At 40.1% G+C, this 13,014-nt stretch carries 9 protein-coding genes and 1 pseudogene; 7 read left to right on the forward strand and 3 right to left on the reverse strand.

Features of this window, described 5'->3' with window-relative positions; translation table 11 throughout:
- Positions 1-222 precede the first annotated feature (222 nt).
- Positions 223-1,512, forward strand: a complete 1,290-nt coding sequence (locus tag PSPO_RS19535) for a beta-propeller fold lactonase family protein (protein WP_010558844.1) — start codon at positions 223-225, stop codon at positions 1,510-1,512.
- A gap of 166 nt (positions 1,513-1,678) precedes the next feature.
- On the opposite strand, the gene PSPO_RS19540 is transcribed toward PSPO_RS19535, so the two are convergent.
- On the reverse strand, positions 1,679-2,200 hold the full coding sequence (locus PSPO_RS19540; protein ID WP_010558843.1) for a GrpB family protein: 522 nt from the start codon (positions 2,198-2,200) through the stop codon (positions 1,679-1,681).
- Positions 2,201-2,591: 391 nt separating this feature from the next.
- Complete coding sequence (locus PSPO_RS19545) at positions 2,592-3,464, reverse strand: AraC family transcriptional regulator (RefSeq protein ID WP_010558842.1); 873 nt, start codon at positions 3,462-3,464, stop codon at positions 2,592-2,594.
- 646 nt (positions 3,465-4,110) lie between these two features.
- Here PSPO_RS19545 and PSPO_RS19550 point away from each other — a divergent pair.
- Genes PSPO_RS19550 through PSPO_RS19560 form a run of 3 tightly spaced genes read left to right on the forward strand, consistent with a single transcriptional unit; the run spans position 4,111 to position 8,771 of the window.
- On the forward strand, positions 4,111-5,355 hold the full coding sequence (locus PSPO_RS19550) for an MFS transporter (protein WP_010558841.1): 1,245 nt from the start codon (positions 4,111-4,113) through the stop codon (positions 5,353-5,355).
- A 10-nt stretch (positions 5,356-5,365) separates the two neighbouring features.
- Positions 5,366-6,232, forward strand: a complete 867-nt coding sequence (locus PSPO_RS19555) for an ROK family protein (protein ID WP_010558840.1) — start codon at positions 5,366-5,368, stop codon at positions 6,230-6,232.
- Complete coding sequence (locus PSPO_RS19560) at positions 6,225-8,771, forward strand: family 20 glycosylhydrolase (RefSeq protein WP_010558839.1); 2,547 nt, start codon at positions 6,225-6,227, stop codon at positions 8,769-8,771. The genes PSPO_RS19555 and PSPO_RS19560 overlap by 8 nt, the downstream gene beginning before the upstream one ends.
- 285 nt (positions 8,772-9,056) lie before the next feature.
- Here the strand turns inward: PSPO_RS19560 and PSPO_RS19565 are convergent, their stop codons facing one another.
- Complete coding sequence (locus PSPO_RS19565; RefSeq protein ID WP_010558838.1) at positions 9,057-9,896, reverse strand: GNAT family N-acetyltransferase; 840 nt, start codon at positions 9,894-9,896, stop codon at positions 9,057-9,059.
- Positions 9,897-10,113: 217 nt separating this feature from the next.
- Here PSPO_RS19565 and PSPO_RS19570 point away from each other — a divergent pair, with 217 nt between their 5' ends.
- The 3 genes and pseudogenes from PSPO_RS19570 to tyrS all read left to right on the forward strand — a co-directional run bounded on the left by PSPO_RS19570 (position 10,114) and on the right by tyrS (position 12,949).
- Entirely contained in the window at positions 10,114-10,560 is a 447-nt protein-coding gene (locus tag PSPO_RS19570; protein WP_010558837.1) for a hypothetical protein, read from the forward strand.
- A 248-nt stretch (positions 10,561-10,808) separates the two neighbouring features.
- A complete protein-coding gene (locus tag PSPO_RS19575; protein ID WP_010558836.1) occupies positions 10,809-11,609 on the forward strand; it encodes a helix-turn-helix transcriptional regulator in 801 nt (266 codons plus the stop codon).
- A 90-nt stretch (positions 11,610-11,699) separates the two neighbouring features.
- A pseudogene (gene tyrS, locus PSPO_RS19580) lies at positions 11,700-12,949 on the forward strand (tyrosine--tRNA ligase).
- Positions 12,950-13,014 lie beyond the last annotated feature (65 nt).

Here is a 13,014-nt window from a genome sequence, read left to right on the forward strand (position 1 = left end):
GATTTCGGCTTTAATTTTCTCTGCATTAAAATTGTAATAAGAAAATTCGCCTTAAACTCTGTAATCACTACGCCCTATAACTATTAAAATACCCTTCTACTATTAAATTTAGACAGTTGCACTATTCCTTATTCAGGTCTGATACCAAATAACACTTGCATTTAATTGTTATAGTATAACATAATAACTAACGTTACCATATAACATTACAAGGATAAAAAGATGACACGTAAAGCGCTTGCAAGTGCTATTTTGGTTTCCCTACTGAGCGCCTGCGGTTCAGACAAGCACACCGTAATTGACAATACTCCGGTTGTAGATCAGCCTTCTGAGCCTCATCCAGAACTTGAATTACCTGCGGGTCGCCTAGCGATCAACTCTCCCGGTTCGAATCAAGTTAGTATTTATGATTTAACTAGCAATCAAGTCATTAACACATTTTCTGTTACTAACACTGTATCTGCACTTTATGCCAGCCCTAATGGTCGCTATGCGGTAGCAATTCAGCGTAACGATAACCTAGTTGAATTTATTGATGGCGGTATTTATTTAGAAGAACACGGCGATCATCATGATCTGCATGAAGATGCCCCATCTGCTAACTCGTTTGAATTACTCGATGTAAAACCAACGCACTATGTGCCTGTTGGTGAGCAAGCATTGGTATTTTTTGACGGTGATAAAGACGCATCTGCAGATGCCGGGTTTGCAATTATTTCTGACGAAAGTATTACTGAAAGCCGCATTGTTGCTGAACACCATTATGAAACCTATCAACACGGTACAGGACAAATTCGTGATGGCTTCGTACTTGCCACTATTCGTGATGTAAACAGTGAAACATCGTTACCTGAAACAATTGGTTTATTTGAAGTACATAACGATCACTTCCACCAAGAACAAACATTTGAACACGCGTGCCCTGATCTTCACGGTAGTTTCCAAACTGAAGACTATATCGCGTTTGCGTGTAATGACGGCGTTGTAAAAGTAAAACAAGAAGGTGAGTTATTCACGTCTAGCAAAATCGCTAACCCAGAAGAATTACCAGTCGGAGTGCGCATTGGTAAATTTATTGGTAGCAAGGAAAACAACACGATTATCGGCTTATCACGCGGGGGCGTATTTGCTGTTGATTTAACAACAGATGAAATTAGCCCATTCCAATGGCAAGCTGAAGGTATTACTAGCTACTTAGCGTACGGTGTTAGCGGTGATGAAGAATCAATCGTCGTATTAGACGAAGCTGGCTATATTAATGTGTATAACCAAGAATCGCAGTGGCAAAGTGTCGCACGTTTCGCCGCGATTACGGAACTAGATGCTGAAAAAAGCGCTAAGCTTATTGCAAATAAAGCAAATAATCACGTTTACCTAGCGTACGGCAATACCGTGTATCAAATTGATATAGAACATCAAACAGTTGATGAAGTTGCAACCTTTGAAGATGGTATTGGCAACCTAACTTGGTTAGGCGCGTTTGAAGAAGAAGAGCACGAACACGACCATTAATAAGCGCATATTTTATATTTAAACAAAAAAATACGCTTATCGGTTTAACGCTTTCACTTTGGTTTCCCATTAAAGTGATCTTAATGCCGGCAAGGCTACATTGCCGGCATTCTTTATCTGAAACTTCCTAATAAAATTTAAAACAGTTAGATAAAAACTGACTGATTTACGCTAAACGTGCCAATACGTCTTTCACAAAAGGCGATTTTGCTTTGCCGTAGTCATCTTGAACGGTATTACCTTCAGCTAGTACCGCTTTCTTTTTTGCTTCATAAGCAGCTCTATCTTCTGGATTTTCGAGCATATGTTGTTTGTAAGCGACTTGTTTTAAATGCTCTTCGCTATTGTGTTCAATAACATGTAAATGCACATTAAACACTTCACCATTATATTTAACGCCTATGTCTTTACGCGGGCGTGTTGCTGGAAAAGGCTTATTACTGTGTTGGTCAACAAAGCCAAACTGCTTGATGTATTCGACTGCCGATTCCAATTCACCTGGTTGATATAAAATAGAAATATCAATGATGCCCTTGCCGGCAACATAAAATGATGACGAGCCAAAATGTAAAAAGGTAAAACGAGGATCATCAAGGCGTTGCATAATATGCGTTGCGACGGTTAAAAATTCTTCTCGCCAAGGGTTAAAGCTAGCTGGCACTAATTTATAACTACAAAATTCAATCATTGAAATGTCTTAAAAACAATTTTGTTTAATATAACGCTTTGTTAGTTAGCGATAAATAGTTTCTCGGTAGATGAAGTTTATTTGTTACAGATCAATAAACACTATTGAGAATAATTATCAATTCACTTAAAATAAATATCAATCTGATACAGTGTTTTTGTCTAAAATAATGCCAATTCAGTTAGCGCAGTTATATTGCTAAACACCTTATGTGCTAACAATTCGTGATTTCGGTGAAGTGGTTTAACTGTGCCTGTATTTACACACCTTCCCTGGTTTTTAGTAACGATGGGCTGTAATTCAGCCTTATTCCACTAAGTTAACAAACCAAAGGGCACGCACGTGCCCTTTTATCTTTCAAATACATGGGCTGTTGCAAAAACTAACAATTTCAATTAATTAAGTTGTGGTTAATGAGTTGTTGACGAAACTTACGCGGCGTACATCCTTTAAACGCTAGAAAACGACGATTAAAGTTAGACACGTTATTAAAACCGCATTGGTCGCTGATCACCGAAATGGGTGATGAACTGGTCACCAACAGCTTGCACGCTTTACCAATGCGTAAACGATTAATAAACTCAGTGAGCGTGCATTCGGTGCGCTGTTTAAAATAGCGATGAAAGTGGTTGGTTGACATATGCGCCAGTTCTGCAAGTTGATCGGCGTATAAATTATCTGTGTAGTGTTGGTATATAAACTCAATCACTTGGTTAAGTTTGCCGTTATCTTGTTCCATCTGCTTACCAAATGCGAACATTGGGGTTGATAAAGTAACTTGTTCGACGTCGTGCTGCATTTTATCTAGCAAATCGAGTAATAAAAACAAACGCTGAGTTGCCCCCGCATTATCCATAGCTTCAAATAACGCTTTTGCTTCAATTGCGCATTCTTTTGAATACTTAATGCCTTTTAGCGAACGCGCTAACATTGGCAGTAAGCCTTGCAATTCTTTATGGTCACGCGCTAGCTTATCAAGCCATTTTACGGGAATTTGCGCTACATACACGATTTGCTCTGAGCCATCTTGGTTTGCTTCAGATTGCCATGTGTGCGGTAAATTAGGCCCGACAAAAACCAAATCTAGCTCACCATATTCCTCAATATGATCGCCAATATGGCGCATACCTTTACTGTTTAATGTTAGGCAAATTTCATATTCAGGATGGTAGTGCCAACTGAACGGCAGATATGGCATCAGGTATTTATGATACCGCCATGACGCATCGGTAGGCGTTATCACCTTTTCGCAAAATGCACGCATAATTTAATAACTAACTTAATTCAATTACTACAAACCATTTCAACAGAATCGTGCATAACAAAAGATACTATTCTATCAAGTAACGATACTTTTCAATTTTATCGTTAAGTTGTATTTCAGACTATTCGCTAAAAGTCGAACAAGTATGTACCTATAAAATTAACGGGTTACTTATTAAAGTGGTTTAAAATAACCTAAATGCTGTGATACCGGCTTCAGCTCCTGTTTTGTTTGGAGTAATTTGATTCGATATTTACAATAAGTAGATCCGCTTATCTCAAAAAACTCTCAAAACTTACAACATTTCAGCGGTGATGGGCGCATTCAATTAACGCTCCATCAAAAGTCAAAATCACGCCTGAAACGATCGAAAACTGCAGTTAGCTTGATTGAAAAGTATTATTAATAAATAGAAAAATACCGCTATCTATTTCTTTATCTTGGCACACTAGATAACGTTTACAGTCTACTCGGTATTTCCCCCTAAGAAATCACCTTACAGGACATGTAAGCGCGAGGCTGTGGCAATCCCCTTGTTTTTGTCTGCCCGTCAAAAATTAATTTTTGTCGCAGCCTCACCCATACGCTCTTGGCGAACGAAAAATACTAATAAACGAATAAAGCCAATAATAAACAGGAAATAATCATGAAAGCCTATCCCGTCGTGCTCTTAGTCTTAATCACCTTTTTTGTGATTTCGTTTGTTTCAAACCTACTCGGCCCTATTTTTCCCGCACTGATTGAAAGCTATCAAATTGGTCTGATGTTAGCTGGATTTTTCCCCTTTGCCTTTTTTGCCGCATACGGCTTAATGTCAATCCCAGCGGGACTAATCGCACAAAAAAAAGGGGAAAAATTTGTTATTTTACTGGCGTTTGCGTTGGCGGCACTCGGCGCTATATTATTTGTATTATTGCCTAATTTTGCTATGGCAATGTTTGCGCTGTTTACCATTGGCAGTGCGATGGCACTACTACAAGTAGCGATTAATCCGCTGCTTCGACGCGCCGGTGGCGAGCAAAACTTTGCCGCTTATTCTGTATCGGCTCAATTATTATTTGGTGCAGCAGCGGCATTATCACCATTAGTGTACAGCACTCTGGTTAGCCACATTGAAAATGGTACACCAACTGGGCAACTACTTGCGGCCTTCACTGAACCAAATAAAGCGTGGCTAATTATGTATGCGCTATTTGCGGTTATTAGCTTAGTGATGTTGGCCATTACTTTTTTTACTCCAATCGCGCGCGAGCCTCAGCAACAACAGAACAGCAACCTTGCCGATTCGTTAGCACTTTTTAAAGACAAAACCGTATTACTGTCTTTTATTGCAATTGCCTGTTATGTCGGTTTAGAGCAAGGCATTGCGAACTCGATTTCGGTCTTTTTAGAGACTTACCACGGACTTGATCCCAATACCCAAGGCACTGAAGTGGTCAGTCAGTTTTGGTTATTTTTAACCATTGGCTGTGTATTAGGGTTAGTGCTGTTAAAAGTGCTCGACGCTAAATTAGTGCTAAAACTGTTTTCTCTGGGTGCTGCAGCGTCACTTGCTTGCGCTATTTTTGGCAGCAAGCAAGTTGCGCTTGTGGCGTTTCCAGCAGCAGGCTTCTTTTTATCAATTATGTGGTCTGTACTGTTCTCACTTGCGCTAAATTCGGTTGCAAACGGTCACAGTGCAGTGTCTGGTATTTTATGTACTGGCATTATAGGTGGTGCGTTAGCATCGCCGATTATTGGCTTTATCGCAGAGTTTTCAGACGATTTACGTGTAGCACTGTTAGTGTTGTTTATTCCACTGGGCTTTATTTTCAGCGTTAGTATTTGGGCTAAGCCGCTGATTAAAAATCACACCATTCAATTTAATAAAAAACGTATCGCAGTAGATTAAGAGAGCAGTAATGACTAGTTGCAATACCCCGTTTATTACCTGTGTTGACTTAGGCGGCACTAAACTTGCCATCGCAAACATTGCAGATGGCAAGATTATTAAATCGCATACCTTGCCAATTGATGCGAGCTTAAGTAAAGACGACTTTAACGCGTTTTTATTTAATAATTTAGCCCCCTTTGTAACAAAGGCATGCCGTGGCATTTGCATTGGTGTGCCAGGCTTAGTCGAGAGTGATAGCGGCTTTGTTATTGAGGTGCTCAATATTAAACACTGGCAAAATGTGGCGCTTAAAACGCTGCTTGAAGCGCGCTTTGCTCGGCCTGTTTTAGTGCATAACGATGCCAATTGTTTTACCTATGGCATTTATAAGAGCGAAGCCTATCAGGGTTATGAAAATTTAGTCGGTGTCACCTTAGGCACAGGCCTTGGCGCGGGCTTAATCTTGAATGGCCGCCTTTATACCGGCAAACAATCTGCCGCTGGCGAGTTTGGTAGTTTCCCCTATTTAGACGGCATTATCGAAGACTATTGTTCAAGCCAGTTCTTTAAAAAACAAGGTTTAGATGGCGCTGCCACTTATCAGCAAGCACAAGCAGGTGATAACCGCGCACTGGCGGTGTTTGCCGAACTAGGTAAGCATTTAGGCCACGCACTAGTACAAGTAGTGCAAGCGTTTAACCCTGAAAAAGTGGTGTTTGGCGGTGCAATCGCCAAAAGTGCCCCACTGTTTATTGATGCGTTACAGCAAGCATTACTTAAGCAACTGCCGCAAAGCGTTTATAGCGCACTGCAAATTCATTACACCCAAGATACAAATACTGCGCTGTTTGGCGCTTATCAGCTTTTTTTAGAAGAGGTAGCAACAGGTGAATAAGTTATTAGCCCTTTCTGTTTTATGTGTAGTAACACCGAAGCTTGTCAATGCCAACCAACACACCATCGATACGCTTGCCAACGAGCTTGATGTTAACTATCGCTTAATTAGTGCCAGCCCCAAAAGTTGCCCAGGCGATGAAAAAAAGTGTTACTTATCTGAGTTAACACTGACCAACCCAAGTGACCTTAAAGACACCAACTTTGCCATATTTTTTAGCCAATTGATGCCAATTTATGCTGTGGAATCACCGCACTTTGATATTAGCCATATCAACGGCGACGTTCACAAAATTTCCGCAAAAAAACACTTTAAAGGGTTTACTAAAAATACCCCAGAGGTGATCCATTTTTACAGCAAAGATTCGCAAATTACCCGTTCCGAATTTATGCCAAACTACATTATTAGCGATAGAGCTGCGAGCGATAAGGTAACTGCACGCAAGATTAAAAGCACCCATACTCGCATAGATCCTGAAACCGGTCTTGAGCGCCAGCCCTACCTTGCGCCATTTACCTCACTTGCGCAGTTACGCGTAAGCAAACAAGACCAAACGCCGTGGATGTCGCCACAATATCTCTATCAAACGCAGTTAAAACCGAGCCTTAACACGGCGCCAGTGAGTTTAATCCCGAAACCAAGTCGCCTTAACATTAATTCAGCCGATAATCTTGTAAAGCTCAGCAAGGGGCTAAACCTGTCACCTGAGCTTGCCAACAATAACGCGCTGTCTGCGGCGTTAACACGCCTTGAACTGTTCGGTATTGGCCATTCCAAAACAGGCATTCCAACACAACTTAACATTGATAATACACTCGCCAATGAGGCCTATCAGTTAACCCTAGCGCCCAATGCCATTACCATCACAGCGAGCAGCAACACCGGTGCATTTTACGCACTAATGTCGATTGCGGGCTTAGTCAGCCTGGATAATTTAAGCGTACCAAGCCTTACCATAGTTGATGAACCGCATTTTGAATTTAGAGGTTTGCATATTGATGTGGCACGAAATTTCCGTAGTAAACAGTTTATCTTAGATACCTTGTCACAAATGGCGGCCTACAAACTCAATAAATTGCACCTCCATTTAGCCGACGATGAAGGTTGGCGCTTAGCCGTTAACGACTTACCAGAGCTGACCGAGGTCGGCGCATATCGCTGTTTTGACTTAACTGAAAGCGAATGTTTATTGCCACAATTAGGCGCAGGTATCGACAAATCGAGCCCAGTTAATGGCTTTTATAGCAAAGCAGACTACCAAGAGATTTTAAAATTTGCTGCGCTTAACCATATTGAAGTCATTCCATCGCTGGATATGCCAGGGCATTCACGCGCTGCGGTAAAAGCCATGGATGCGCGTTACAGAAAATACATGCAAGTGGGCGAGCAACAAAAAGCCGAGCAGTACTGGTTAAGTGAAGCAAATGACACCACCCAATACTCATCAATTCAGCATTATAACGACAACACTCTCAATGTTTGTTTGCCAAGCACTTATACTTTTATTGAAAAAGTGATTGATGAACTTATCGCGATGCACCACGAAGTTGGTGTAGAGCTTGCCACTTATCATATTGGTGCGGACGAAACGGCCGGTGCGTGGCTTAATAGCCCGGCATGTAACGCCCTTAAAGCCAGCACACCTGAGCTAACCTCATTTAACGGCTACTTTATTGAAAAAGTATCGCAATTAGTCGCCAGCAAAGGGATAAAAGTAGCGGCTTGGAATGATGGTTTAGGTGATACTAATCCACAGAATATGCCGTCAAAGGTACAGTCTAACGGCTGGTCGATGATCACCGAGGGTGGCTACAAGGAAGTACACCAGCAAGCCAATTTAGGCTGGGATATGGTACTTTCTACACCCGAAGTTACCTACTTTGATTTCCCTTACCAAAGCCACCCTGAAGAGCGCGGCAATCATTGGGCGGCACGTGCCATTGACGGTTATAAAGTGTTTGGCTTTATGCCCGAAAACTTACCTGCTCACGCAGAAATTTGGCAAACCAAAGAGCACCTCGCATATCGCGCTGATGATAACCAAGCGCGTCTAAACCAAGGTATTCAATTTAAAGGCTTGCAAGGCCATTTATGGAGCGAAATGTTACGTTCAGATAACCAAGCCGAATACATGCTTTATCCGCGCTTATTGGCGCTAGCTGAACGCGCTTGGCACAAAGCCGACTGGCAACTTAGCTACGCTGAAAAAGGGCGTATCTATGATAAGCAAAGCGGTGTGTTTACGGCACAAAAACAAGCCGAAAGGGATACTGATTGGCAGCGCTTCGCCGCGTTGGTTGGCTTAAAAGAAATTGCAAAGTTAGAAAAGCAAGGAGTATTTTATCGCGTACCAACCGTTGCAGCAGCGGTTAATAACGGCAAGCTAGATGCATTTACGCCTTACCCTGGCTTTGCAATTGAGGTGCAAGATAAACAAGGCACTTGGCATGCAATTAACCACATCAAAGATGTAAACGATGCTCGTTATATTCGTGCGCGCAGTGAAACACGCGTTGGTAGAAGTCTTTCGTTAAAATAGACTGTGTGCGCCGCTTTACGTTTACGCTAGCCTAAAGCGGCGCAAATAATATATACCGATTTGCTACAAAGGGGTAACTTTTAGTTATTTATAACAAAAGTATTAGCTCACCTAGCACCATGATTTAAATGATAAAATAGTACTTTTAAACAGCTTTACACACCTTTTCTGGGGATAACCCTCTAATGATTATGGATGAAGGTATTAGTTTCCAAATAGACCAGCGATACTATTTAAATAGCAAACAACCATTTCATCATAAAAGGCTTATTTGTTTTTTGCATGTTAACCCAACTCAAAGGTGGTAATGCCATAAATTTTATCACGTGCGGTAGCGGGTATTGTTTTTTGATACATGCGCATTGTGGCAAACACTACATCCATGCGTTCCGATTCAGCTAAAGAGATTGCCTGTGGGTTGTTTTCGGGCACATCTAAAATAATCTGTTCCCCTTGAATATCCACCTGCAACGCCTGAAAAAGCGATAATGCAATATCTGGCGAATCAGCAAAAAGCGGCCCTACTTTATAACCTTCCTGACACTTGCGCCTGACTGCATAACCTTTAATTTCACCGTTTTGTAAAAAGCATACAGACTTACCCTGAGGTTGTAATAACCACGCAGCTAGAAATTGCTCACGCGTAGCACCAAAACATGGCTTATCGTAAGTTAAAATATGAGGAAGATGTTCTTTTTTAATATCAACAACCTGCGCCGAACGAGTTGTCGCATTGGCTAATTTTTGAAAGCGTTTATTCTGATAATAAGGCACGTAACCGATGCGCTTGTATATCTCGACATTTTCCAGCACACCATCAATGCCAACATTTCGATCGCCGCAATATGTTAAGCGGTGTTTGGTCAGAGTTAAACCATAACCCTTACCTCGATGCTCAGGTGCAACAATATACAAGCCACAAAACGCATACGTGTGATCATAAGTGACCGCACTGCCAACTGCGACAATTTCACCATTTAACTCTCCAACAAAAAAGCCATTGGGATCTGCCAAATAAAACAGCTCAGCATCGTTTAAACCTGGGTTCCAACCTTCTCTTGCAGCCCAATCAATGGCGATTTTTAGCTCATCAGCCAACATAGGACGAATTGTAAATTCTGACATGAAACCCGCTCTTTATAGTTGAAAATCAAATTATTTGAGTGTGATTCTTAACAGCCTAACGTCTATGCTATCATCTGTAAATTAAACGGATTAAAAACAAAATAGTGTACTGTTGTTTACCTTGGAGATAAAAAATACTTAACTAATTTAAAAATCAGCCGACATCTATCGCGTATGGCCTAAATCTATTTGCTTTATTAATTAACCAAGGACAGTAATGAGCATTTCTAGCATCAGTAGTATTCATACTACTACCTCACAAAAAACAAATCCGGATAACAACATTGATAGTGCTGAAAACAAACAAGCTGACGAAGAAAATAGCGATGTTCAGGTATCAATCTCAACAGAAGCATTTAAAAAATTAAAAGAAAGTAATAACCCTGAAAGTGATAAAAAATCTGAATTACCTGAACATATTCAACAAATGATCAAAGCAATTGAGCGCATCGTTGAACAAATCAAAGTAGCAGAACAAACACTAATTGAGGCCAAAAGTGCAGATTATGAAAGTGAAGAAGTAAAACAAGCAACATTGGATGGCCATCAAAGCCATTTAAACTCTCTTGAGATTGCTCGTTTTGATGCAGTTAGAGCATTACAAGAAGCAATGAAAGAAGCTGGCATTCAAGACATGAGTATCATAGCAGATTTAATGAAATAATATTTTTTTACAGTGTGACAATGAACAACAAGTAAAAATTTAAGTTCTTTAGTGTTATTCTTAGTACTTATTTTATCTGGGCGAAAACACTTCATTTTGAGCCAAAAAATAGCTAAGCAATGAAGGTTTGGTTAAGTAGAGAATAGTTGAGTATGTAAGTTTATTAATAATTAACGATTCTTACTCCGCTTTGAGCAATTTAGGTAAATACGCTATGTTAAAACGCCCTATTGTTAATAAAACGCGATATGCCTCAATCAGAATTTAATAATCTACTTGCTGACTCTATTTCCTCTCTTAAATCACTGAGTTTTGCATCTAAACTAATGAACCTAGTCGGTTCCATAATTGATTATGACTGCGCCGTAATTTTGGGTCTACGTGAAGGAAAACACCCTATATACCTTTACGATTCAATTGAAAGTAATCGTGAGTTACTTTTCTATCATTACCTCACTCGCGCTTTTCAAGATACTCCTTTCTACAAAATGTTCAGCAATAACAAACAACAAGGTGTTTTTGCATTAAAAGACGTTGTTAAATGGGAGCTGGGATTTCAAACATACAGCAATAAATTTTACCTACAAACAGGCTGGAAAGATGAGCTAAGTATTCTCATTAATGTTGAAGCAACACGCTGGGTCGTTATCTTTTTAGGTCGCATTCATGCAGGAAGTTCATTTTCGTTGTTAAACGTCAAGACGTTAGAGTCGTACTTTACAATCATTCAATCTCTATGTAAGCAACATTGGAAACAAACTGAATTCTTGCTTGCTGAGCAAGTCATTATACCTGAGTCTTACACAGACAATAGACGAGAGTTTATACGAGAAGCCCTACACTCTTTTGGCAAAGATTTACTTTCAACTAGAGAAAAGCAAATTGCCCGTTTAATCTTACAAGGGCTTGATACTAAAGAGATAGCAAAACAATTAGGCATTGCCGAAGGAACGGTAAAAAACCACCGTAAACGTATCTACGCGCAACTTAGAGTGACATCTCTCAGTGAACTTTTCCAAATCTTTCTCAATCACATTATTATCCACTAAATTGAGCCATTATCCCTTTAGGGATATATCGCGTTTAAGCTTGAATTCGTAATCTGTACATCACTAATTTATAAAAATAAGACGTTATAGATGACACTTTTACAGGAACTACAAACACGCGGATTAATTACTCAAGCTAGCGATTTGGCGCAAATACAGAAGCATCTTAGCCAGTCACAAACTGTTTATTGCGGTTTTGATGCCACCGCAAGTAGTCTACATATCGGGCATTTAGTTCCACTCGTTTTACTCAAACGTTTTCAAGATGCCGGACATCGAGTAATTGCTCTTGTTGGTGGTGCAACAGGCATGATTGGCGACCCAAGTTTCAAAACTATAGAACGCAGTTTGAATGCGAAAGAAGTAGTAAGTGATTGGGCCCAAGAACTCATGACTCAAATTGAGTGTGTACTTACGCCCCATCTAACTAAGCCCATGCTCATCCTCAATAATGAAGATTGGATGAAAGAAGTTAATGTCATTGATTTTTCCGTGAGGTAGGTAAACATTTCTCACTCAACAATATGCTCAAGCGCGAATCTGTTAAGCAACGACTGCTAAGACCTGACCAAGGTATTTCCTTTACAGAATTTAGTTACGGGTTGCTTCAGTCCTTTGATTTTACGGTTCTTAATAGAAAGTATGGTTGTAGTATACAAATTGGAGGAAATGATCAATGGGGTAATATTGTAAGTGGTATTGACCTGACACGCCGTCTAAATGACAAACAAGCGTTTGGTTTCACTCTACCGTTAATAACTAAATCTGACGGTACTAAATTTGGAAAAACAGAATCCGGTACAATATGGCTTGATCCGAACAAAACATCTCCATACATGTTTTACCGGTTCTGGTTATCCGTGGACGATTCTGATGTTTACAACTTACTTAGGTTCTATACTTTTTTGTCCTGTGATGAAATCGACCTGATAGCGGTTAAGGATAAAGCCTGTAACAATAAACCTAAGGCACAAAAAATTCTTGCGCAACATATGACCCGCTTTGTTCACGGCGACCTTGGAGTACTCAGCGCTGAGCGTATTTCAAGAGCCCTCTTCACAGGTAACATAGCCAAACTGAGTTATAGTGATCTAAAACAACTTGAGTTAGATGGCCTTCCAAGTATCGAAAGCTCTCAGCAAGACATTATCGAATTGCTGGTGGAATCAAAGTTAGCTAAATCAAAGCGTGTTGCAAAAGAGCTAATTAAAGATAAAGCGATTAGTGTAAATGGATCAAAAATAACATCAGACGATATCCAATTAGGTTTACCATTGACTGATAATCATTGGCTAATTCAGCGTGGTAAGAAGCATTTTTGCTTAATCAAGCGTAAATAAAAAATAAAACTAATGCGTTTTAACTTTATATTGTTAGAGTTAAACGCATTATTAAAGTATTTGCT

The sequence above is a fragment of the Pseudoalteromonas spongiae UST010723-006 genome (genome assembly GCF_000238255.3).
Taxonomy (GTDB): Bacteria; Pseudomonadota; Gammaproteobacteria; order Enterobacterales; family Alteromonadaceae; genus Pseudoalteromonas; species Pseudoalteromonas spongiae.

Excerpts from the sequence above, each read along its gene's own strand:
- PSPO_RS19535 (WP_010558844.1), top strand. The coding sequence starts at position 223 with ATGACACGTAAAGCGCTTGCAAGTGCTATTTTGGTTTCCCTACTGAGC.
- PSPO_RS19540 (WP_010558843.1), bottom strand. The coding sequence starts at position 2,200 with ATGATTGAATTTTGTAGTTATAAATTAGTGCCAGCTAGCTTTAACCCT.
- PSPO_RS19545 (WP_010558842.1), bottom strand. The coding sequence starts at position 3,464 with ATGCGTGCATTTTGCGAAAAGGTGATAACGCCTACCGATGCGTCATGG.
- PSPO_RS19550 (WP_010558841.1), top strand. The coding sequence starts at position 4,111 with ATGAAAGCCTATCCCGTCGTGCTCTTAGTCTTAATCACCTTTTTTGTG.
- PSPO_RS19555 (WP_010558840.1), top strand. The coding sequence starts at position 5,366 with ATGACTAGTTGCAATACCCCGTTTATTACCTGTGTTGACTTAGGCGGC.
- PSPO_RS19565 (WP_010558838.1), bottom strand. The coding sequence starts at position 9,896 with ATGTCAGAATTTACAATTCGTCCTATGTTGGCTGATGAGCTAAAAATC.
- PSPO_RS19570 (WP_010558837.1), top strand. The coding sequence starts at position 10,114 with ATGAGCATTTCTAGCATCAGTAGTATTCATACTACTACCTCACAAAAA.
- PSPO_RS19575 (WP_010558836.1), top strand. The coding sequence starts at position 10,809 with ATGCCTCAATCAGAATTTAATAATCTACTTGCTGACTCTATTTCCTCT.